Genomic DNA, 25,126 nt, shown 5'->3' with positions numbered 1-25,126 from the left:
ACTAATCTCGCCCCATTGTGGGCGGGATTAGTTTTAAATCAAAATTACAAACAATGAAATTACACCATATGTTACTATCCATTTTAATTGGGTTAATGGTTTTTGGAGGGTGTTCGAAGGATGAAACCAGTGTGGATCCGGAATTGGTAGTTTCTGTTGATAAGCTGGATATAACAAAAGCCGGGGAAACAAAAACCATTCATGTTAAAAGTAATGTGGATTGGACGATCGAAAGTTCAGAATCGTGGTGTAAAGTTACGCCTGAATTTGGAGGAGCCGCAACAAATCCCGTTCAAGTTGCTGTTGAGGCAAATGCTGATACCGATGAAAGATCAGCTACTCTTACAGTAAAAGCAGATAACCTGATTAAAGAAATTCAGGTGGTTCAGGCTCCGGATTATGCATTATTACTAAAACAAAGTGTTTTCAGCCTTACTGCTGATAACCAGGAGTTAAGTATCGGGTTTCAAACATCAGGAACGGTAGAAATTGCTATTGACGGAGATTGGATTACAAAGAAAGAAGCAAAAAGTATAGTTGATGGATCTCAGACCTTTATCATAAGTGCAAATGAATCTTTTATCGCACGGGAAGGCAGCATCAAATTTACTTTAGATGATATTACTGAAATTGCAACGATTAATCAAAATGGAATCGATGTGAACATTCCTGCTGACAAAACCGGTGTTGAAAGTGATGCCGTGACTTTAGCCGGTAAAATGATAGCTGGATGGAATATTGGAAACTCTTTGGAGGTAACCGGAGGAGAAACAGGCTGGGGAAATCCGGTTGTTTCCAAGCAACTAATAGATGGAGTTAAGGCTGCTGGGTTTAATGCAATTCGTATTCCATGCGCATGGGATTCTTATATTACTGATAGAGAAACTTACAGGGTCTCGGATGCTTGGTTTGTCAGAGTAAAAGAAGTGGTTGATTATTGTTACGAAAATGAAATGTATGCTATCTTAAACATCCACTGGGATGGTGGATGGTTAGAGAACAATCCAACTTACGATAAACAAGACGAAATAAATAAAGAACAATATGCCCTTTGGCAACAAATTGCTGTGTATTTCAGAGAATATGATGAGCACTTACTATTTGCAGGAACCAATGAAGTGCATGCTGATTATGGTACACCTTCAACCGAAAACATTATTGTTCAGCAATCATTTAATCAAAAATTTGTTGATGCTGTTCGATCTACAGGAGGAAAGAATGCCTACCGAAACTTAGTGGTTCAAACTTATAATACCAACATTGCTCATGGAGTTAATTTTCATGAAATGCCTACCGATGAAGTTGCAGATCGGTTAATGCTTGAAGTACACTATTATGATCCTTGGGATTTTTGCGGACAGGAAGAAAGCGGTTTCAAAACCCAATGGGGAGCTGGCTATACAGATGTTTCCAGTTATGGACAAGAAGACTACCTAAATGAACAATTTGGAGCCATGAAAACCAAGTATGCAGATAAAGGTATTCCTGTAATCTTAGGCGAATACGGAGCCATGTTACGTGCTGATTTGACAGGAGATGCATTAACAACTCATATTGAATCAAGGAATAATTATTTGAAAATAGTTACAAGCGCAGCTAAAGCAAACGGAATGATTCCTTTTATTTGGGATAATGGAGGTACGGGTAATAATAGCTTTGGTTTGTTCGACAGGAGTACTGGTAATGAAGTTCATTCTGATGCTATTGACGCTATAATTGAAGGTGCTGGAAATTAGATGTTGCTCACTATTAGCAAACTCAATAATCTAGTTTTTATCTATTTTAATAATAGTGCTTGTAGAAGAATTTAAAACAAAATATAATGATAATTAAGAAAATACGAATAGTCGCATTATGTGGGGTTTTGGGAATGCTGGCTTTAGTCACTTCCTGTTCGCAGTCCAAATATAAAAAGTTAGACAATGGCATAATTGTCTCTCTAAATAAGATTGAAAATACAGATGCGGCATTAGTGAAACTGGAAGTTGTTTCTGACGAGATTATTCGCGTTAGTTCTACTCCTGAAAAATCATTTCCCTCCAGGGAGAGTTTGGTTGTTTTACCTCAATTGAGTAAAACAGATTATACCGTTGAAGAGGATCAAAACCAAATAATACTTTCCACTGCAACTATCAAAGCTAAAGTTTCTCTAGCAACAGGCGAGGTCGCATTTTATGATTTGGATGGTAATGTGCTTTTAAAAGAAGCCGATGGAGTATCTAAAAATTTCACACCTATTTCAGCTGATGGATGTAAAGGATATTCTTTTCAACAGGTTTTTGATTCTCCTGAAGATGAGGCGTTCTACGGTTTGGGTCAGCACCAAAGTGATGAATGGAACTACAAAGGTAAAAATGAGGAGTTGTATCAGTACAATACCAAAGTATCTATCCCTTTTGTTGTCTCGAATAAAAATTACGGTCTTCTTTGGGATAATTATTCGTTAACACGTTTTGGCAACCCTAATGATTACGGTCAATTGTCACAGTTTAAGCTGTACAATAAAGAGGGAAAAGAAGGTGCTTTAACTGCAACATATACAACAGGAAAGGGTGAAGAATTTGCAAAAAGGGATGAAGCAGATATTGATTATGAAAATTTGGAAACAGTGAAGAAGTTTCCTGCAGATTTTCCTTTTAATAATTCCAAAATTGTTTGGGAAGGAGAAATTGAAGCCAAGGAATCAGGTATTTATCATTTTAAATTGTATTATGCCGGATATACCAGTGTTTCGATTGGTGGTAAAGAAGTAGTTGGGGAACGTTGGAGAACAGCATGGAATCCGAATACTTATAAGTTTACCGTTGAACTTAAAAAAGGAGAACGTGTTCCTGTTAAATTGGATTGGAAACCTGATGGTGGTATTTCTTATATCAGTTTGAAAGCATTAAGTCCTCGTCCTGCAGAAGAACAAGGTAAATTGGCTCTCTGGTCAGAAATGGGACAAGAGCTTGATTATTACTTTATTCATGGCGATAATATGGACAAGGTGATTAGCGGATACCGTCAATTAACTGGGAAAGCAACTATTTTGCCTCGTTGGGCATATGGTTTTTGGCAAAGCCGTGAACGTTATAAAACCCAGAAAGAAGTAGTAGGTACTTTAGCCGAATTTCGTAAGCGAAAAATACCGATTGATAATATTGTAATCGACTGGTCATACTGGGAAGAGGATCAGTGGGGAAGTCATAAATTTGATGCTTCACGTTTTCCCGATCCACAAAAAATGATGGATGATATTCATGCTATGAATGGACATGCTATGATTTCTGTTTGGCCTAAGTTTTATACAAACACTGATAACTATAAGGAACTCGATGCAAAAGGATTTATGTATCAGCAAGCGGTAAAAGATAGTGTGCGCGACTGGATTGGGAAAGGACACATTGGCTCATTCTACGATCCATATTGTAAAGAGGCACGCCAGCTTTTCTGGAATCAGATGAAAAGTAACATTTATAATTTTGGAATGGATGCCTGGTGGATGGATGCTTCTGAACCAGATATTGTATCTAATTCGAGCATGGAATACCGTAAGAAGCTAATGACACCAACTGCTATCGGCTCATCAACAGAGTTTTTTAATACCTATGCGTTAATGAATGCAAAGGCCATTTATAACGGACAGCGTAGTGTAGATCCCAATAAGCGGGTTTTCTTATTAACTCGCTCTGGTTTTGCCGGATTGCAGCGATATAGTACAGCAACATGGAGCGGTGATATTGGAACGAGATGGGAAGATATGAAAGCGCAGATTACAGCAGGAATGAATTTTGCTATTTCGGGTATTCCTTATTGGACAATGGATATTGGTGGCTTTTGTGTTGAAAAACGTTACGAAAAAGCTAAAGAAGGAAGTGAAGATTTAAAAGAGTGGCGTGAGTTAAACACTCGTTGGTATCAGTTTGGTGCATTTGTGCCCTTATTCCGTGCCCATGGTCAGTATCCATACCGCGAAGTTTATAATATTGCACCCAAATCTCATAAAGCATATCAAAGTATATTATACTACAACAAGTTGAGATATCGTTTAATGCCATATATCTATTCTTTGGCAGGACATGTATATTTTGACGATTACACCATTATGCGTGCACTGGTAATGGATTTTACCAAGGATACCAAGGTAAATGATATTGATGATCAATACATGTTTGGGCCTTCAATAATGGTGTGTCCGGTTTCTAAATTTAAAGCACGTGAGCGTCAGGTTTATTTACCTGAGGGAAGCGATTGGTATGATGCATACAATGGCTCACTTTTAAAAGGCGGACAAACGATTAATGCTGATGCTCCTTATGAAAAGATGCCTCTTTTTGTAAAAGCAGGATCAATTTTACCTGTAGGTCCGGAGATTGAGTACACCAGCCAAAAGTTAAATGCACCAATAAAGTTGGTTATTTATACTGGTGCTGATGCTCAGTTTGAATTGTATGAAGATGAAGGACTAAACTTTAATTACGAAAAAGGCAAGTATAGTACAATCTCAATCAAATGGTCTGAAAATGACCAAAAGCTGACTATTGGAGAGCGGAAAGGTGAGTTTGAAGGAATGCCGCAGGAACGAATATTTACTATTGTGTTTGCGTCTGAAACCAATAAAGTAGATTTTAATTTTGATGACCACAAAGGCAAAGAAGTTAAGTACAATGGCAAATTAGTTCAAGTTGAATTGTAATAAGCCATAGCAAGTAATATAATCCCGGCAGGCAATTGTTTGCCGGGATTTTTTTAAGGTAAGTATGATGAATATCAGAATAATATTTTTGTTATTGTTGGCAATGCTAATTCAAGTGTCAACTTATGCACAAAAGGAAAGTGTACCCGAAAAAGGATTTGTAAGTTGGCTGCCTGCAGCCAAATGGGAAGATGCTTTACTGTCGGGTAATGGAACTATGGGAGCTATGGTGATGGGGAATCCGTTTGAAGAAACTATTATTCTCAATCATGCTTTGTTGTACTTGCCTAATGAAGCTCCTGTAATACCGCCGGATATGACTCCTTATTTAGACGAAATTAAACGTTTATCTTTTGAAGGGAAATATCAGGAAGTGGCCGAATTAGGTGTGAAAATTTGGAAAGATGCTGGTTATGGTAAGAAAAAATGGACAGATTCCTATGTGCCTGCAGCTAACTTAACTATTGAGATGCCGGCGTCAAACGTAAAGAATTACCGGCGAATGGTAAATTATGAAACAGCGGAAGCCGTAGTTGAATGGACGGACCAAAATGGAACATTTAGCAGGAAAACTTTTGTTTCAAGGGCAGATGGTGTTGTTGTAACTCAAATTAAAGGTACAGCACCAATAAATGCTCAAATCTCTTTGCATCAACATCCGCACACTTGGGAGCAGAATGGTTTAATTGATTCACTGATTAAAAAAACGCAAACAAATATTGAAAGCGATTTGATGCATTATCATGTTGAGTATGCTAAGCCGCATTCGCATTCTCCGGATGGTTATGATGGTCTTTTAAAAGTGATTACCAAAGGAGGTAAGCTTTCAAAAATTAAGGGGTGTTATAAAATTGAAAATGCGCAGGAAATAATTATTCTTACCAGCATTGAACCTTATAAAGGAACCAACAAAGAATCATTGTTAGCCATTAAAAACAGATTGAATAATGCGGGCAATGATTATAATGCTTTGCTGAACAGGCAAATAAGTAGCCATGGTGAATTGTACGATAGAGTTTCTTTAAAATTGAACGTTTCTGAAGAAGAAAAAGAATTGACTTCGGAAACACTGGTGTCTTCAGTTAGAGGTGGTACAAGTCCTGGCATTATGCAGCGTCAGTTTGAAGCTTCTCGATACAATATCTTGTGTTCAACGGGAACTAATCCACCAAATTTACAAGGCATTTGGAGTGGAACTTGGACACCGCCATGGTCGGGAGATTTTACACATGATGGGAATGTGGAAGTGTCTATTTCAAATTTGCTGAATGGCAATATGTCCGAATTGATGATGGCTTATTTTGATTATCATGAGCGCTTAATGGATGATTACCGAATTAATGCCAAACAATTTTATGGTGCAAGAGGCATTCATATTGCAGCTCATACCAGTACGCATGGGTTCAATAATCATTACGATGAAACATGGTGCATGGAGTATTGGAATGGTGGAGCTGGTTGGACTGCTTCTTATTTTTATGATTATTATTTGTACACAAAAGACAAAGAGTTTCTGAAGAAGAGAGCTTTTCCTTTTATGAATGAAGCATTACTATTTTGGGAAGATTTCTTGACAATGGGAGCTGATGGAAAATACATAGTTGTACCTTCTTATTCTCCTGAAAATAATCCATTGGAGCATCGTTGGCAGAATTGTATCAATGCAACAATGGATGTCATGATTATTAAGGAACTAACCCGTAATTGGATATCTGCAGCTAAGGTGTTGGGTATTAGTCGTAAAGAGATCCTGAGGAAAGAAGATTTTTTAAGTCATTTGCCAGATTATCAGATAAGTAAAGATGGAGTTTTGCGCGAATGGCTTTGGGATGGATTAACTGATAATCAAGTTCATCGTCATGCTTCTCATTTATATGGATTATACGAAGTACCCGATCAAGATATATTGGCGTCCGAAGCTTTACAAACAGCGGCTAAAAAAACCATTAATGAACGCATGAATATTAGAAAGCAGTATCAAGGAGGGGAAATGGCTTTTGGAATGTGTCATCTGGGTTTTGCTGCAGTAAATATGAAGGATAAAGCAACAGCTTCAGATATATTGGAATACTTGTCTCGTTTTTATTGGACAAATGGTATGGCAACCACACACAATCCAGGTAATCTCTTTAATATGGATATTAGTGGAGGTTTTCCCTCCTTAATAACCCGTATGATTGTGAATAGCAGATCTGGATATATTACCATTTTTCCTACTTTGCCTGATGATTGGGGAAGTGGCGAGTTATCTGGTGTTTTAGCACGTGGAAATATTAAAATAAACCGCATTAAATGGGATGAACGGGAAGTTAAAATCCAATTGTCATCACAAAACGAACAGGAGGTAACATTGGAAATCGGAAATGGTATTCAATTGAAGAATTTTAGTGTAAATGGAGCAAAATATAAAATAAAAGATGGTAAGTTAATGCTCTATTTAAGTAAAGATAAAATTGTCGAAATTGAGGTTTCCCGTTTAAAGTAAGCGAAAAAAGAAAATTAAAGGAATGAATATGAAAAATATACTATTATATATAGGATTAACACTTGGTGTGATGACCAATGTAAATGCACAAAGTGATGCTAAAATTGAAAAGCAAATTGATGAAATAATCAATCAATTGACACTAAAAGAGAAAGTGGCGATGTGTCATGCGCAATCAAAATTTAGTTCTCCAGGTATTCCTCGTTTGGGAATACCTGAACTATGGATGTCTGATGGTCCTCATGGAGTTCGAGGTGAAATAAACTGGGACGATTGGGGATATGCTAACTGGACAAACGATTCGATAACTGCATTTCCAGCACTAACTTGTTTGGCTGCAACTTTTAATCCAGAACTTTCGCATGAATATGGTGTGGCTATTGGTGAGGAAGCACGTTTTAGAAAAAAGGATGTGTTGTTGGGACCTGGCGTTAATATATACCGAACACCGCTTAATGGTCGTAATTTCGAATACATGGGAGAAGATCCTTATTTAGCATCGCTTATGGTTGTTCCATATATTAAAGGAGTACAAGAGAATGGTGTTGCAGCATGTGTTAAGCATTTTGCACTAAATAATCAGGAAGAATGGCGGGGACATATCAATGTAAATTTAAGTGATAGAGCTCTTTATGAAATTTATCTACCAGCCTTTAAAGCAGCAGTTGAAAAAGGCAATGTTTGGTCTATAATGGGAGCCTATAATCAGCTTCGGGGTGAACATTGTTGTCACAGTGATTTGTTGCTGAATAAAATATTGAAAGGAGAATGGAATTTCGATGGAACTGTAATTACGGATTGGGGTGGAACACATGACACCAAACAAGCCGCTTTAAATGGTTTGGATATTGAAATGGGAACATGGACCAACGGATTAACAGCTTCAACTAAATTTGCGTATGATAACTATTTTTTAGCTGATCCATTTTTGAAAATGATTCAAGATGGTGAAATTGAAGAGTCGGTTGTCGATGATAAAGTACGACGGATTTTGCGATTGATGTACAGAACCAATATGAACTTAAATCGTTCTCTTGGTCGAATGAATAATGCAGAGCATACTCAGGTAGCTCGAAACGTGGCTACTGAAGGGATTGTGTTATTGAAAAATAAGAATGATTTTTTTCCAATTAATCCGGACACGAATAGTAAAATTGCTGTAATTGGTGAAAATGCAACTCGTTCAATGACTGTTGGTGGAGGTTCATCTGAATTAAAAGCAAAATATGAAATATCACCATTGCAAGGCATTAAAAACCGTTTCAAAAATGCAACGATTCTTCATTCCATAGGCTATGCTTCAGGGCCATCAGCTTATGGTCGTGAAATACCTTCCGAATTGAATGCCGATTCGTTGGTGAAAGCCGCAATTGATGTGGCTTCAAAAGCAGATGTTGTTTTATTTATTGGAGGACTCAATAAAAATCATTTTCAGGATTGTGAAGGTGGTGATCGCAAGCATTTTGAATTGCCATTTGGGCAAAATGAGTTGATTGATAAATTATTAAAAGTTAATAGCAATTTAGGGCTTGTTTTGGTGAGTGGAAATGCGGTTGAGATGCCTTGGCTAGAGCAGGTTAATGGATTAATGCAGTCGTGGTACAACGGTAGTGAGGCCGGAAATGCTTTAGCTGATGTTATTTCCGGTGATGTGAATCCTTCGGGAAAATTACCTTACTCATATCCTGTTAAACTAAAAGATAATGCGGCTCATTATTTTGGAGACCTTTCATACCCGGGCGATAGTATTAATCAGTACTACAAAGAGGATATTTTAGTTGGTTATCGTTGGCACGATACAAAAAAAATTAAACCTTTGTTTGCCTTTGGTTACGGTTTATCCTATACGAATTTTAAGATTTCGGATCTTACTACAGATAAGCAGATTTATACCAAAGGGGATAAGATAAAAGTTAGCTGTATGCTTGGAAATACAGGAAATGTAAAAGGTGCTGAAGTAGTTCAGGTGTATATAGGAAAACCAAAATCTAAAGTTAACCGGGCTCTAAAAGAGTTGAAAGGTTTTAAAAAGGTTTCTTTGGGTTCAGGTAACGAAGAACAGGTAGAAATTGAAATATCTGTTGATGCTTTAGCTTTTTACGATGAATCAATATCAGATTGGAATCTGGAAAAAGGTTCGTACGTTATTTATGTGGGCAATGCATCAGATAAGATTATCCAAAAACATAAAATAAATATAGAATAAACAAAATGGGGTGGTATTTGCCATCCCTTTTGTATTTTAATGCTCTAGGAACTTCACAATAGCTTACCATGAAATCATTTGGCATAATTCTACTTTTTGTTTTATCCTGTTTGTCAATTCAGGCTGAAAAACAATACTCCTTTCTGAAGGTTAATAATGTTGATGGATTAGTCAATAATCATGTTAATTGTATTTATAAGGATACAAGAGGCTTTATTTGGGTTGGAACAAGAGCTGGACTAAGTCGATTTGATGGTTTTGAATTTGTTAATTATAGACATACAACAAAAGATTCAGCAACAATAATAGATAACTATATTGAAAACATACAGGAAGACGCTAGTGGGAATTTGTGGATTGGAACTTTGCAAGGCTATGTTGTTTTTGATGTAAATAAGGAGATATTTTATAGGGATTTATCAATGTTTATTGAACCCAAAAGTTCTTCCGAAAATATTGAGGTTTTATACATTGATAAGAATAAACAGAAATGGATTAAGACATATAATCAGAATAATTATCAGCGAGTTGATTCTGCTACAAGTAAATTGATAAGTGTTTTTCCTGAACGTGAAAAAGAAGAATGTTGTGTTGTGAATTTTCAGCAAGCCAATGGAGATTATTATTACCTTTTAAGTAATGGTATTATTGAATGTTACGATGGCGAGAATTACAATCTTAAATTTAGAAATGATCATTTATTAGGGCAGCTGGGAGCTGATAGTTTAAGTACAGCCATATTTGTTGATACCGATGATGATATTTGGTTATATGGAAATAATGAAGGACTCTATAAATACCAAACATCAAATGAAAAGTGGGATCATTACACGGTTCATTCAAAAAAAATACGTTTAACAAGCAACATTGTAAAAAGAGTTATACAAGATGATAAAGGACTTATTTGGGTGGGTACCGACCATGGAGGTATAAATATAATTAATAAGTTTTCCGGTGAAGTAACTCAAATATATCATCAATCCGATAACGATAAAAGTATAGCTCAGAATTCAATTACTGATTTATACATTGATAATAATAACATAGTTTGGATTGGGACATTTAAAAATGGATTAAGTTATTATCATGAGAGTATTCATAAATTTCCTCATTACCGACATTTACTGTCTGACACATCAAGCCTGCCATATAACGATGTAAATTGTTTCGTTGAAGATAAAAACGGGAATTTATGGATCGGAACAAATGGAGGAGGACTTATTTATTTCAATCGTCAGGCAGACACTTTTAAAAAATATCAATATCAAGAAGATAACCCAAACTCTTTAAGTAACAATATCGTTGTAAGTTTGTTTATTGATAGTGAAAATGAACTGTGGGTAGGAACATTTACGGGAGGCCTAAATCGTTTTAATGGGAATATTTTTAAACGATATCAATACGATAAAAATTCTGTTGGAGGAATTTCAGGTAATAATATCTGGTCAATTAATGAAGATCGTAATTCTAACCTTTGGATTGGAATCTTGGGTGGTGGGATTGTAATTTACGATAGGGCTAAGGATATTTTTAAGCCTGTTCCGAATAAAGGCAATGTAAATTTGCCGACAAAATTTGTTAAGCAGATTTATAAATTAAATAATGGCAATTTCTTAATTGGAACAGAGAGAGGTGTCGTGTTTTACGATGTTAAAGAACAACGTTACAAGCATCATCCATTGCTTGCTAGATCAACGCCCCTTCCTATTAGTAATAAGACTGTTAATGCGGTTTATGAAGACACTCGCGGTTTGCTTTGGATTGCTTCTCGTGAAGGTCTGATTGTTGTGAACCCAAATACAGATTTCATTAAGAATTTCACTGTGTCAGATGGCTTATCAGAAGATTTTATTAGTTGTATTTTAGAAGATGAGTTTCAATCAATCTGGGTAAGTAAATCAAGTGGTTTAAGTCAAGTGGTAGTTAATCAGACTTTACCGGGAGAGGAATATTCATTTTCTATTTTTGATTACACCGAGGAGGATGGCCTGCAAGGAAGAGAGTTTAACACACAAGCTGCATACAAAACGTCTAAAAACGAACTGATTTTTGGAGGGAGCAATGGGTTTAATATGTTTCAATCCAAAAATATCAAATACAATCAAATTTCACCAAAAGTTGTATTTACCGACTTTCAAATTTTTAATAAAAGCGTTAAACCCAATAGCCTAATTAATAACAAAATTATTCTTAAGGAATCGATTACCTCAGCTAAATCTGTTGAGATAAAGTACTCAATGAATGTTTTTTCAATTGATTTCACAGCACTTAACTTTTTTATTCCGAATAAAATTAAATATCAATATAAGTTAGATGGATTCAATGATAGCTGGATGTCATTAGATGCTAACCGAAATCGAGTAACCTACACGAATCTTTCTCCGGGAGACTATTATTTTAAAGTTAAAGCATCCAACAATGATGGAATTTGGAATGACAATTATGCTGAATTACATATAGTAGTGCTGCCTCCTTTATATGCAACGCCATTAGCTTATTTCTTATATATACTGTTAATTATGAGTATTTTAGTCTATTTCAGATATTCAATGCTTCGTAAAGAACGCCTTAAGTTTACAATTGAGCAAGAACAGTTACAAGTAAAGCGTAATCATGAAATGGATGAGATGAAGCTCCGATTTTTAACCAATGTTAGTCATGAGTTTCGTACGCCTTTAACATTGATTTTAACGCCTTTAGATAAGTTGTTGAAACAAACAAAATCAATATCGGATAAAAAATTGCTTGATACAATTGATAGAAATGCCAGACAATTGCTCGATTTAGTGAATCAATTGTTGGATTTTCGCAAGTTGGAACTTCACGGGTTACGTTATAATCCATCATATGGAGATATTGTCGTTTTTATAAATGAAGTGATTCATAACTTTGAAGATGCTTTTAATAAAAAGAATATTGCATTCACATTTGAGCATTCGATTGACCACTTTATATTCAATTTTGATAAGGAGAAATTACAAAAGGTTATTATGAATTTGTTATCCAATGCATTAAAGTTCACTCGTGAGAAGGGAAGTGTTAAATTAAGCTTGGAAGTAAAAGATGAAATTATTGAAATTATAATCCAGGATAATGGTGTTGGAATAAATGAAGAGGATATCGATAAAATATTCGTTCGATTTTATCAATCAGAGAGCAATAAAAAACTTGGATTGTCAGGGAGTGGAATTGGATTGAACCTCGCCCGAGAGATGATTCAATTGCACAAAGGAATTATTGAGGTGGAAAGCAAGCTGGGCGAGGGAGCTAAATTTACAGTGAGTTTGCCAATTGATAAAACAGTTGCAATAGATAATGAGGCTTTGGAAAAAGTAGATGAAGATTTTATTAGGGCGGAACAAGAGTTTGAAATTAGTGAGAAAAGCAAAAAACCAATTATTTTATTGGTTGAAGATAATGTTGATTTCAGATCATTTATGAAAGAGACTTTGCAGGAACAGTTTAAGATTTACGAGGCTCAGGATGGTCAAAAAGGATACGATATAGTTCATAAAGTACATCCGGATTTAATTATCAGCGATGTAATGATGCCTAATATTGATGGGCTTAAATTGTGTAGAATGCTTCGTGAAGATATTCGAACATCTCATATTCCGTTTATCCTTTTAACTGCACGAACTGCTGATGAGGATAAAATTAAAGGACTGGAAATTGGTGCTGATGACTATATAACCAAACCCTTTAATATGGATTTACTGATTTTACGGGTTCATAAGTTGTTGGATAAAAGAAGTAAGCTGCAAAAGCAGTTTCAAAAAACAGTCGACATAAACCCAAGTGAAGTTCAAATCACTTCGATGGATGAAAAATTAATTAAAAAGGCAATTGGAACTGTTGAAAAAAATATATCAGAAGCTGGTTTTTCAGTAGAAGATTTAAGTAAGGAGTTAGGGATGAGTCGTGTTTATCTTTATAAAAAACTAGTTTCCATTACAGGAAAATCCCCGGTTGAGTTTATTCGTATCATCAGATTAAAAAGAGGAGCTCAGCTTCTTAAAAAAAGTCAAATGAATATTTCTGAAGTTGCATATGAAGTTGGCTTTAATAGCCCGCGTTATTTTAGCAAGTACTTTAAGGAAGAGTATGGTATGCTGCCAACTGAGTATGTGAAAAAACATGAAGAAGGTACAGAATAGAATTTGTTTGTTGAAAGATTAACCTTTTATGCCTTTAGGGAAATGATTGCTGAGTCGAAAGACAAAGGGCGGTACTACATTATCTACAAAATAAAAATAGAATTATGTGTTTAAAATCTGTAATCAGGCTAAGCTTTGTGCTTATTGTTGTATGCTTATTTTCAAAGCTCGCTTATTCCAATGTTTCAACACCTGCAATTTTTGGGAATCATATGGTAATGCAACAAAATTCTGAAGTGAAATTATGGGGCTGGGGGAAGCCGATGGAAAAAATTAGAGTAATTAACTCTTGGGACAATGATACCCTAAATTCTGTAACCAGTAATAATGCTAAATGGTCGGTTGTATTAAAAACTCCTGAAGCTGGTGGACCGCATTCAATTACAATTCAGGGAAATAATATGGTAGTGATTGAAGATATTTTGATGGGTGAAGTTTGGTTACTTTCAGGTCAGTCGAATATGGAATGGACAACTCGCTTTGGAATTAAAAATGGCGAAGAAGAGGTGAAAAAGGCTTTAAATAATGAAATCCGTTTTTTTTCTGTCATACTTAAAACATCGCCAACAGAATGCATTGATGTTTCCGGGCAGTGGACTAAATGCACACCGGAAAGTATGTTGGATTTTAGTGCTATCGGATATTTTTTCGGGAAAAGGCTGAATAACACACTTAAAATTCCAGTTGGATTAATCAGTTCTAACTGGGGAGGAACGCCGATTGAAACATGGATTCCTAAAAATGAAATTTTGGCTTCGAATGAATTAACAGAATCGGCCCAAAAAGTACCTTATTTTCCATGGGCGCCTAATATGCCGGGCTTTGTTTACAATGCTATGATTGCGCCAATTATGCCTTACCCTATAAAAGGAGTTTTATGGTATCAGGGAGAAGCTAATGTCGATAATGCAGAAACTTATAGCTAATCACTTGAAACTATGGTAAGAAGCTGGCGGGAAGGTTTTAAAACAGATTTTGCTTTTTATTACGCTCAAATTGCTCCTTATAAGCACTATGCCTCAGATGCCGGGGTTAAAGTTCGTGAAGCTCAACGCCGTGCTTTAGAATCTATTCCAAATTCGGGGATGGTTGTAATGAGTGATATTGGTGACACTCTTGATATTCATCCGCGTAATAAAATTGATGCTGGGGAACGTTTTACAAGTCTGGCACTTAATAAATCTTATGGATTAGATGAATTTCCTGCATTAGGACCGCTATTCAAAGGCTTTACGGTTAAAGGAGCAGAGGTTGAAGTTACTTTTGATTATGCTGAAGGCTTGCATTGTGCTAAAGATAAGTTGAAATGTTTTGAATTAGCTGGTGAAGATGGAGTCTGGTATTCAGCCGACGCCCGCATAAAAAATAATAAATTAATTATTCTGTCCAAAGCCGTTAAGCATCCTGTAAATGTACGATTTGCGTGGACTAATACTGCTACACCTAAGCTATTTAATAAAAATAATTTACCAGCTTCTTGTTTTACGACATCGGATTTTTAAAAAGAAAAATAACAATTTATAAAAGAGAATTATGTTTAGAAAGTTTTTTTACCTGTCTCTGGTATTTGTTTTAGGATCTTGTTCTGTTGAGAACAAGAATATTGCATTTGACAATCCAAGCCTAAGTTATGAAGGTCGAATTGGTTTTCGTTCTGATGCTGCAGAGCTTTTCTGGTCAGGAACATCTGTAAATATACAATTTGAAGGAAGTGGTATTGCTGCCATTTTACAGGATTTAGATACGGCAAATTATTATAATGTAATTGTTGATGATCAGGTAATTTCAAACTTGCATACCGATACACTGAAAAGGAAATTCATACTTGCCTCAGGTTTGACGGAAGGAAAACATCAGGTGAAATTGTTTAAGCGCACGGAATGGGATAAAGGGAAAACTTTGTTTTATGGTTTTGAATTACAAGAGGGAGCAAAACTTCTGCTGGCGGAAACGCCAAAAAAGAGAAAAATAGAGTTCTACGGAAATTCCATTACCTCTGCCTATGGAAATGAAGATACTAGTGGAAAAGATCGTCCGTATGGTTATTTTCAAAATAACTATGAATCATACGCAGCTATTACGGCAAGACATTTTAATGCTCAATACCATTGTATTTCAAAAAGTGGTATAGGTGTCATAGTTAGTTGGTTTCCATTAATTATGCCTGAAATGTATGATCGAACCGATCCAAACGATGCAACTTCGAAGTGGGATTTTTCCAAATATACACCCGATGTGGTAGTCATCAATCTCTTTCAAAATGATTCGTGGATAGTTAACATTCCAAAAAATGAGCAGTTTAAAAATAGATTTGGGACGCAAGAACCGGATTCTATTCGCATTATTTCTGCCTATACGGATTTTATAATCTCCATTCGGGATAAATATCCCAATGCTTCAATTATATGCACGCTGGGAAGCATGGATGCAACTAAAGAAGGATCTGTTTGGCCAAAGTATGTGAAGAGTGCTGTTGATCAGTTGAATGATTCTAAAGTACACACTTGTTTTTTCCCATTCAAAAATTCAGGAGGGCATCCCAATGTTAATGAACATCATGCAATGGCTGACAAATTAATAGGATTTATTGAAGACAATGTTGAATGGTAATTTCTATTTAATTCACCTCTGATTTAGAGTGAAAGTATCATTTTAACATACTTTGTTAACATTTGGGACAGTATGCTTCAGGCTTCAGTTTGTAATTTTGCCGGAGATAAATCTAAAATATTATAATATCATATTTTTAGATTGATCTTATTAGCAATTTTATTGGACCAAAGTAATAAAAGGTAGTATTGGGAAATCGGTACTGCCTTTTATTCTGTTTAAATATAAACCTTTTAGGTTTGCTACTTTTTTTGATAGCAATAAGATGAAAAACAACAACGCTTAATAAAAGCGAGGAATTCAGATGGGAAATAGATCTTGACACGGGTTTAGAAAATTCTTAACCTGAATTTGATAAATTGTGTTAAAAAGGAAATTAGAATAAAGAGTTAGCCTCATAAAACTATAGTATGGTAAAGAAAGTCAATTTAGCAGTTTTATTAATAGTTGGTTGTATCGCGTGTTTATCGGCACAGGATTATTTCCCTAAAAAGGATTTGCTGTCTATTGGTGTGTATTATTATCCGGAGCAATGGTCACCTGAACAATGGGAGAGAGACATTAAAAATATTGCCGATAATGGATTCGAATTTATTCATATGGCAGAATTTGCATGGGCTCAGATGGAACCATCTGAAGGCAAGTATGATTTTTCATGGCTCGATAAAGTAATTCAGATAGCTGATAAAAATAAGCTGAAAGTTATTTTGGGTACACCAACCCCATGTCCTCCTGTTTGGCTTGGAATTAAGTATCCTGAAATATACATGCAAGATGGTAACTATCAATCTAAAGAACATGGAACCCGCGCTAATTTGTCATTGTCTAACCCAATAGTTTTGGAGTATACACAAAAGATTGTTGAGGCAATGGCCAAGCATTACGCACACAACAAAGCTGTGTTTGGTTGGCAAATCGACAATGAACCAGAAGCTAAAGAGGATTACAGTCCGTCTGCGCAATTGGCATTTCAGGAATGGTTGCAAAATAAATATGCAAATATTACTGCACTGAATAAGGCGTGGGGAACATCCTTTTGGAGTCAATTGTATTCATCTTTTGAAGAAGTTAACATTCATAATGCTCAAAATGTAGGTTGGTGGGGAGCAAATCCTATTGCTTTATTAGATTTCAAACGCTTTACAGCGGATATGCAAGCATCTTTTTTAGATTTTCAGGCAGAAGAATTACGAAGATATATTGATGAATCACAGTTTGTAACTACAAACTATGTGGCAAAAGGAAACCAGACGGATCCGCGAAGAAGTAAAAAACTTGATTTTGCTTCATTTACAGCTTATCCAAATTATGGCGGCAGTAATATTGGAGAGTTGGGATTTCGCTTAGGTGATCATTCGGTGCTAATGTATGCCAATGATTATTATAAGTCGATAAACGGTATTACAGGAGTTATGGAATTGCAGCCCGGACAGGTAAATTGGGCTAATTATAATTCATTATTGCAGCCAGGTACAGTTCGCATGTGGTTGTGGCATTGTTTTGCTGGTGGGAATTCTTTCGCATGTACCTATCGTTACCGGCAAGTACTTTTTGGAGCGGAGCAATACCATCATGGTATCGTAACAACAGATGGACTTACCTTAAGTCAAGGAGGAGAAGAGTATGTTCAGGTTATTAATGAAATGAATAAGTTAAGGCAGAATTATAGCAAGAATTCTAAAATTCCTGCAAGCATTAAGAAAAGAAAAACGGCTGTTATGTGGTCGTTTGATAATCTTTGGAATCTGGAAAGACAGAAACAAACTTACCAGTGGGATACATGGAAACACATGCAGCGTTATCAGGAAATTCTTCATTCGTTTGGTGCACCTGTTAGTTTTATTTCAGAAGATGATGATTTTGATGATTACGAGTTTCTTGTAGTTCCTGCTTACGAAATGGTAGATGAGGCGTTGGTTCAGAAATGGAAAAAGTATGTTGCAAAAGGAGGGAAGCTTATTATTTCACCACGAACCGGAGCTAAAGATAAGAATGTTCATCTGTGGGAAAGTAATTTGTCTGGAATTATGAATGATCTAATTGGTGGTGAAATCCATTCATTTGATATGCTTCCTGTTGGTAAATTTGGGAATATTTTAATGGATGGAAAAAGTTACAAATGGAGTTCATGGGGAGATTTAATTAAACCAGAAGATAGAACTGAGGTCGTAGCTAGTTATACCGATCAATTTTACAAAGGAACTGCCTGCATCTTGAAAAATGAAATTGGTAATGGGCAAGTTTGGTATATTGGAGCAGAATCTGTTGATGGGGATTTGGAACGAAATCTTTTGAGAAATATCTATCAGAAAAATAATATTGGGGTAGAGAATTATCCCAAAGGTGTTTTTGTTCAGTATCGTGATGGTTTTATGGTGGCTGTTAATTATTCTTCTGAAGAGTATATTTTAGATTATAATGGAGATTACCTTATAGGAGACAAGGTATTGAAACCAGCTGGTGTAGCTGTTTGGCAGATTGATAAATAAACTCTAATATATACTATTTAGAGGATAGAAAATTGATTTATTTAAGAGATTAGTGTTTAAATTTAAAATTATTAAAGCATGGTGGGTTGAACATATTAAATGAGTTTTTCTAAAAAAAAACACTATGACGATTAATCCAACTTATTTTTGATTCAAACAGTGGTATGCTACAATTATCTATCAGCTCTATTGGAGTGATGAAAGGGAAATATTCATGTTAAGTGAAGATCGAAAAAATCGATTTCCCAATGTAGTATTTTCTACTCTTTCGAACGTGGCTATAAATATGTGTCTTTATTCCATGTCTCAAAGATTTATATGGTCAGGATTACAAACTTATTGTGATGTAATTGACTTTGTAAATTCCTGTATACAAGGGAGGCATCCATTTATTGTTAAAAAATTTAGTATCATTAGAGAAAAAAAGGCTTGAAAAATATAGTACCCTCGATTGATTGGACCAGAAAATCTTATTCTTAAGTTGAACTTAAGCAGCATTACAATAGATTAATGCTGGTTTGTTTCTACCGATTCCTTGATGGTCACGATTGTGGTATCGTTCCATCCATTTTTTAATTCCTTGATAAAGATCTAAACCATTATCTGATGGATTAAGATAAATGTACTGGTATTTTATAGTTCTCCAAAATCTTTCAATATAAATATTGTCCAAAGCTCTTCCTCTACCATCCATACTAATTTGTATTCGCTCCCTTTTAAGATACTCGACATATGCTTTACAGGTAAACTGACATCCCTGATCACTGTTTAAAATTTCTGGTTTCCCATGAGTAGCCACAGCTTCTTTAACAACCTTTAAAGAAGAATCAGCATCCAAAGAGTTACTTAGTCCCCAACCCACAATATAACGGCTGTATACATCAATAATAGCTGTCAAATACATAAATCCATGTTGCATGGGAATATAGCTAATGTCAATTTCCCAAACTTGATTGCTTTTACTAATTTCTTGATTGCGCAGCAGGTAAGGATAAATATATTTTTTTTCACCCAAAACGCTAAGATGTTTTCTGGGATAAATGGCACGAATATTAGCCTTTCTCATCAATCGGCGTACTCGTTCGTAAGAGCAATGAACATCATGGTCTTTTAACATTGACTGCATTGTTAAAACACCAGCTGTAGGCTCTTCTAAAATATGTTTATCCATTAATTGCATTACTCTTAAGTTTTCATCAGATTCTCCTTTGGGAACATGATAAAAAGAAGATCTGGCGATGCCTAAATAATCACACTGGTTTCGAATACTGATATTTGAAGTTAAATTTACTAACAGTTTTAAATCTATAGTTTTCCCAATATCTTTAAGTTTTTTTTTAAGAATTCATTCTCCATTTCCAACTTGCCAATCTTTGAATAGAGCTTCTCTGTGTCAATCCCTTCAGTTTCCTTTGTAGTGTTTTTACCTTCGAAAATTTGTGATGAATTCTCTAGAAATTCCTGTTTCCATTGAGAAATTTGGTTAGGATGAAGTTCGAAACGTTCTGCTAGTACTGCTAGTGTTTCTCTTTCTTTTAGGGCTTCTATGGCCACTTTACTTTTAAAGGCTGAAGTAAATTTTCGACGTGTTCTTTTCATTTTTTCCATGAGTTTAATTTACACTATTTTTCAATTAAGCTCCTGGTCCAATTTTCCTAGAGTATTATAGGGATAAAACAATTAGAGAAATGGTTAGCAGAGGACCCAGTTAATGCCGGTGAGTTTGCAAACTATCTGGCTTTACTAAAAGAGAGTAAAACAATTGGGGATTTTGCTGGAATCAAAACAGAACAAGCATGGACTAATATAAGTAAGTCCTTATCAACTTGCCAGGTACAAGCGAAACCAAAAAAAATACACCTGTGGTTGCCTTATGCTGCGGCAGTTGTTGTGATGTGTGTGGTTGGATATTTAATGGTGTATCAGGTTGGGAAAGATTACAATTTCGATGGGAATTACAATTTTGCCGAAATATCGACTATTGGATCTAAAAAGGCAGTTTTAATATTGAATAATGGCAATGCAATGAATCTGGAAGAGAATCTGGATAGCGTAATTGCTGAAGTTGATGGGACTTTGATTCAAAACGATTCATCAAATGCATTAACTTACAGGAAGAGTAATTCACTGCCCAATAAACTAATTTACAATCAGATTAATATACCCCGTGGTGGAGAATATTCTTTAACATTGGCCGATGGCACTAAAGTTTGGTTGAATTCTGAATCGTCGTTAAAATATCCGGTTCAGTTTATTGGGGTAATCCGTAAGGTGGAACTCACTGGTGAAGCCTATTTTGAAGTTGCTCATAATAAGTTGAAACCTTTCATTATTGAATCGCATGATACCGAGGTGAAAGTGTTGGGAACCAAGTTTAATGTATCGGCTTACAATGATGAAGAGGATATTACAACAACATTGGTTGAGGGAAGCGTTCAGGTAAGCAGTCTGGGCAATTCTGAATTATTGGAGCCGGGTTACCAGGCAGTTGTTAAAAGAGGCAGTAATCAGTTTCAGGTAAACAAGGTAAATGCCGTTTTATATACTTCCTGGAGAAATGGAGTATTTCAATTCAAGGATCAATCTTTGGAGGAGATTTGCCATCAGTTAAGCAGATGGTATAATGTTGAATTCTTTTTTACAGAGAACCAATACCGAAATTTACGATTTGCAGGTGCTGCAAAAAAAGATAGATCTCTTGATTTTACTCTGGAGATGATAGAGAAAATGGCTGATGTTAAGTTTGCCATAAAGGGAGATAAAATAATAGTAGGAAAACCCAATTAGCAAATGTCAATTTGCCGGGAGTTGCGGTATTTTGACGGTATATCAATAAAAAAAACAGGAAATGCGGACACATTCCCTGTTTAGTAGACACTATCCATTGAGTTATGAAATCAATGGCAGTATTAATCTAGACCATAAAGTTATGAAAAAAAACCTGAAATGGCGGTGTTTATCACCAGCTGTTAGAAAAACCCTACTGGCTATGAAGCTAAGTTTACTATTAATGTTGGTTTGTACCTTGCAGCTTTCTGCATCGGTATCCCTTGGCCAACAAGTTAGTGTTCAATTCGGAGAATCTTCGTTGGGAACTATTCTGGAAAATTTGAATCATCAAACCGGAAATATTTTCATGTACAACAAAGAGGATGTTGATGATCGCGTAAGTGTTGAATTGAATATGGATAGAGGAAGTTTAGAAGAAGTTCTGGATGAAATCTGCAGGCAAACTCCTTTCAAGTATGAAATTATAGATGAGTTTGTTGTAATTACAAAGAAAGCCCCGGTAATTGAACAAGCCGTTCAGCAAAAAAAGATTATTGGAAAGGTTACCGACAAAGATGGGGCGTCTCTGCCAGGGGTTTCTGTTGTAGTAAAAGGAACTACGATTGGTGTGATTACCGATATCGACGGGAATTATGTTATTGAAACACCTGAGGGAGCTGTTTTAGTTTTTACATTCGTTGGAATGAAAAAAAAAGAATTTAATGTTACCGCTGGTGTTTCTGAAATAAATGTGGTTTTGCAGAATGATGTTTCGTTGTTGGGTGAAGTAACTGTTGTTTCTACGGGGTATCAAACAATGCAGAAAGAAAAAGTAACCGGTTCTGTTGTTACAATTGATGCGAAAGATTTGGAGACTAGGAGTGTAACAAATGTCTTGGATAATTTGGAAGGGAAAGTTACCGGTCTTGTTCGTTATAATGGAACAACCACGATTCGTGGACTTGGAACAATGAATGCAAATTCTGATATACTTGTTGTTGTGGATGGTTTGCCGATAGAAGGATCTATCGAAGATATTAATCCCTACGATGTAGAGAATGTTACAATATTGAAGGATGCTGCAGTAGCTGCTATATATGGGGCACGAGCATCGAACGGTGTTATTGTGATAACGACCAAACGTGTAAAAGGAAAAGAAAAGATTGCCGTAGAGTTTTCCTGTGATTTAACCATTAACGAAAAGCCCGATTACAGTTATATGAACTATATGACCCCTTCTCAGCAGGTAGATTGGGAGAGTGAATATTATAACTGGTGGTTTAGTGAAGGCAATGAAACTATTGAAAACCCAATAACGACATTTGAAAATGATTATATTGCTCAGGGAACTCCCATAACCCCGATACAATATGATTATTACCAATTGGCAAAAGGCATAATTAGTGCCTCTCAGCTAAATGCTCAACTTGCAGATTACAAACAGAATAATTTTCCTCAACAGTTTAAAGATCATGCACTCTTAAATCAAGTGATTCAGCAATACAACTTGGCTATAAGGACTAATAACGAGAACGCTCAGACAAACCTGGTGTTAAATTATAAGACAGATAATTCAGGAATAATCAATGCTTTTAACAGACAGTTAAATATTTTTTTAAATGGCAAATATAATGTAACCAAATGGTTGGATGTTGACTATGGGGTAAATATTGTTACGGGTAAAGTCAGATCCCATAATGATAATTTTGCTACTGACCCTTTTAATGTTCCTTCTTACCTTAAATTATTGAATGATGACGGCAGTAGGGCGCATTATAGCACCTCACGATTTAATATGTATAATCCAATTACCGAAACAACTCCTGAGCTTTACTCTCTTAAATTTAATCATCTTGATGAATTGGAACGGGATTTTACGAATACCTCCACATTAAATATGCGCTATTTTGGAAATCTTACGTTTAGGGTCATGTCTGGGCTAAAATTTAATACAATGTTCCAATATGAAGATAATCGTGCGGATGTATCTTCTTATTCGGAGGCTGAAAGTTATACGATGCGGTGGTTGCAGAATGTTTATACCACACGATTCGGTTCTGAAGGAGATTACTCTTATACTCACTTATTACCTGTAGGTGGAAAGTTGGCTACCTCACAAATAAAAAGTACTAATTATACTGCTCGCGCACAGATCAATTACAAAAAGGCATTTGGGAAGCATGTTATTGATGCTATCGCGGGTACTGAATTTCGTCAAACTCGCGTTCATGGTACCAGAGGAGCTTTGTTTGGCTATGATGAGCAATTGCAAACCCAACAAATTACCAATATGAATTTTGCTGATTTATACAATGTAACTTCTACATTTCTTAGACCTTTGGGATATTCTCCTCGTGATCTGGTTTATGATAAGTATATTTCAAGGGCTTACGGTCTTAATACTGATACCAGACACCGTTATGCTTCAGCATACGTTAATGCAACTTATACCTACAACCAGAAGTACAATTTTTTTGCTTCTGTTAGAAAAGATTACGCCGATTTATTTGGTGGGGATAAAAAATACCGGGGGCGTCCGTTATGGTCGCTTGGTTCTTCTTGGGTTGCTTCCAATGAGGATTTTATGAGCGATGTTAAGTTTGTGAACGCTCTAAAGTTAAGAGCATCTTATGGAGTAACTGGAAACATTGATGCTAAAACAACTAGTGTACTTACGGCAGTAACGGGTATTAATAATGATACACAATTGGTAAATGCAAGTGTAATTAACCCACCCAATTCTAAGTTGCGTTGGGAGAAAACAACAACTACAAATATTGGATTGGATTTTTCTTTGTTTGATAATCGTTTTAGGGGAAGCTTGGACTGGTATCGTAGAAAAGGAACAGATCTTTTTGCAAGGAAACGTCTTGATCCCTCTGAGGGTTTTAGCAGTGTAGTTATTAACAATGCATCTATGCTGAACAAGGGAAAGGAACTAAGCTTGAGTTATGACTGGATAAGGCCAGTTGGCAGAGATAGCTTTGCTTGGTCATCTACTGTGACTGTAACTCAGAATGAAAATAAAATAACTTATGTGGATGAGGTAACCACGAGTCCTTACAGTTTAGCTTCAGGAGATGGCTTTAAAACAGGATATCCTGTAAAGGCTTTATACTCTTACCAGTATGCAGGCCTTAACGATACTGGTCAACCGTTATGGTATAAGGCTGATGGTACTTTATCAGAGACTTCACTTGGAAGTGATGATATTGATGCCCTTGTATTTTCAGGAGGGACAGAACCTAAGCTTAATATCTCATTTACAAACGAATTCAAATATAAAAATTTTAGCCTGAGTGTTTTTGCTGTTTACTACGGAGGACATTTCTTAAGGGCTAGGCCAATACCCGAACCCATATCATATCCATTATATCGTTCTATGCCTTCTTATGTAATGAATAGTTGGACTCCTAATAATACCGATACTGACATCCCTGCTTCTGGTCAATATTACAAAACAGCCAACGCAGTTGCTCAATTGGATTATTCTGATTTTTTAGTGAGACCGGCCGATTTTATCAAGATAAGAAATATTGTATTGGCTTATAATCTGCCCTCTAATATTGCGGCAAAGATTAAGGCTTCAAGTGTTAAACTGCGTTTTCAGATAAACAACCCTAAGACGTTGTGGACAAAGGAAGACAATATATATGTTGATCCGGAAACCCAAGGTTTGCCTATTCCAACTTCTTATGTTTTTGGCCTTAACGTTAATTTTTAAAATAAATT

The 25,126-nt window shown here is 35.8% G+C and carries 14 protein-coding genes; 12 read left to right on the top strand and 2 right to left on the bottom strand.

What is annotated here, in order from left to right; all coding sequences use genetic code 11:
- The first annotated feature begins 53 nt into the window (after positions 1-53).
- The 10 genes from BZG02_RS08555 (at position 54) to BZG02_RS21320 (ending at position 19,058) form a co-directional block, all read left to right on the top strand.
- Positions 54-1,736, top strand: coding sequence for a cellulase family glycosylhydrolase (locus BZG02_RS08555; RefSeq protein WP_101261011.1), 1,683 nt, complete (start codon positions 54-56; stop codon positions 1,734-1,736).
- Between the two features lie 86 nt (positions 1,737-1,822).
- Entirely contained in the window at positions 1,823-4,678 is a 2,856-nt protein-coding gene (locus tag BZG02_RS08550) for a TIM-barrel domain-containing protein (protein WP_180335676.1), read from the top strand.
- 67 nt (positions 4,679-4,745) lie between these two features.
- Complete coding sequence (locus tag BZG02_RS08545) at positions 4,746-7,163, top strand: glycosyl hydrolase family 95 catalytic domain-containing protein (protein WP_180335675.1); 2,418 nt, start codon at positions 4,746-4,748, stop codon at positions 7,161-7,163.
- A gap of 28 nt (positions 7,164-7,191) precedes the next feature.
- A complete protein-coding gene (locus BZG02_RS08540) occupies positions 7,192-9,369 on the top strand; it encodes a beta-glucosidase (RefSeq protein ID WP_218972192.1) in 2,178 nt (725 codons plus the stop codon).
- 68 nt (positions 9,370-9,437) lie between these two features.
- Positions 9,438-13,526 (top strand): hybrid sensor histidine kinase/response regulator transcription factor, encoded by a 4,089-nt coding sequence (locus BZG02_RS08535; RefSeq protein WP_101261008.1) that lies wholly within the window; start codon positions 9,438-9,440, stop codon positions 13,524-13,526.
- 104 nt (positions 13,527-13,630) lie between these two features.
- Positions 13,631-14,452 (top strand): sialate O-acetylesterase, encoded by an 822-nt coding sequence (locus BZG02_RS21020; RefSeq protein WP_218972191.1) that lies wholly within the window; start codon positions 13,631-13,633, stop codon positions 14,450-14,452.
- 12 nt (positions 14,453-14,464) lie between these two features.
- Complete coding sequence (locus BZG02_RS21015; RefSeq protein WP_218972190.1) at positions 14,465-15,028, top strand: hypothetical protein; 564 nt, start codon at positions 14,465-14,467, stop codon at positions 15,026-15,028.
- 31 nt (positions 15,029-15,059) lie between these two features.
- On the top strand, positions 15,060-16,136 hold the full coding sequence (locus BZG02_RS08525; RefSeq protein ID WP_180335674.1) for an SGNH/GDSL hydrolase family protein: 1,077 nt from the start codon (positions 15,060-15,062) through the stop codon (positions 16,134-16,136).
- Between the two features lie 410 nt (positions 16,137-16,546).
- Positions 16,547-18,625: a beta-galactosidase gene (locus BZG02_RS08520; protein WP_101261006.1), complete on the top strand. Its 2,079-nt coding sequence runs from the start codon at positions 16,547-16,549 to the stop codon at positions 18,623-18,625.
- Between the two features lie 172 nt (positions 18,626-18,797).
- Positions 18,798-19,058 carry a DUF6051 family protein gene (locus BZG02_RS21320; RefSeq protein ID WP_425432614.1) on the top strand — a complete coding sequence of 87 codons (261 nt, stop codon included), beginning with the start codon at positions 18,798-18,800 and terminating at the stop codon, positions 19,056-19,058.
- Positions 19,059-19,112: 54 nt separating this feature from the next.
- On the opposite strand, the gene BZG02_RS08510 is transcribed toward BZG02_RS21320, so the two are convergent.
- Both BZG02_RS08510 and BZG02_RS08505 read right to left on the bottom strand, forming a co-directional pair.
- On the bottom strand, positions 19,113-19,922 hold the full coding sequence (locus BZG02_RS08510) for an IS3 family transposase (protein ID WP_281253673.1): 810 nt from the start codon (positions 19,920-19,922) through the stop codon (positions 19,113-19,115).
- Positions 19,923-19,930: 8 nt separating this feature from the next.
- Positions 19,931-20,233, bottom strand: coding sequence for a transposase (locus BZG02_RS08505; RefSeq protein ID WP_101261003.1), 303 nt, complete (start codon positions 20,231-20,233; stop codon positions 19,931-19,933).
- 258 nt (positions 20,234-20,491) lie between these two features.
- Between BZG02_RS08505 and BZG02_RS08500 the strand changes: the two genes are divergently transcribed.
- Entirely contained in the window at positions 20,492-21,412 is a 921-nt protein-coding gene (locus tag BZG02_RS08500; protein WP_101261002.1) for a FecR family protein, read from the top strand.
- 202 nt (positions 21,413-21,614) lie between these two features.
- Positions 21,615-25,118, top strand: coding sequence for a SusC/RagA family TonB-linked outer membrane protein (locus BZG02_RS08495; RefSeq protein ID WP_180335673.1), 3,504 nt, complete (start codon positions 21,615-21,617; stop codon positions 25,116-25,118).
- Positions 25,119-25,126 lie beyond the last annotated feature (8 nt).

Source organism: Labilibaculum filiforme (assembly GCF_002843315.1).
GTDB classification, from domain to species: domain Bacteria; phylum Bacteroidota; class Bacteroidia; order Bacteroidales; family Marinifilaceae; genus Labilibaculum; species Labilibaculum filiforme.
The sequence above is the reverse complement of the archived record's forward strand: the minus strand, read 5'-3'. Positions and strand labels throughout refer to the sequence as shown.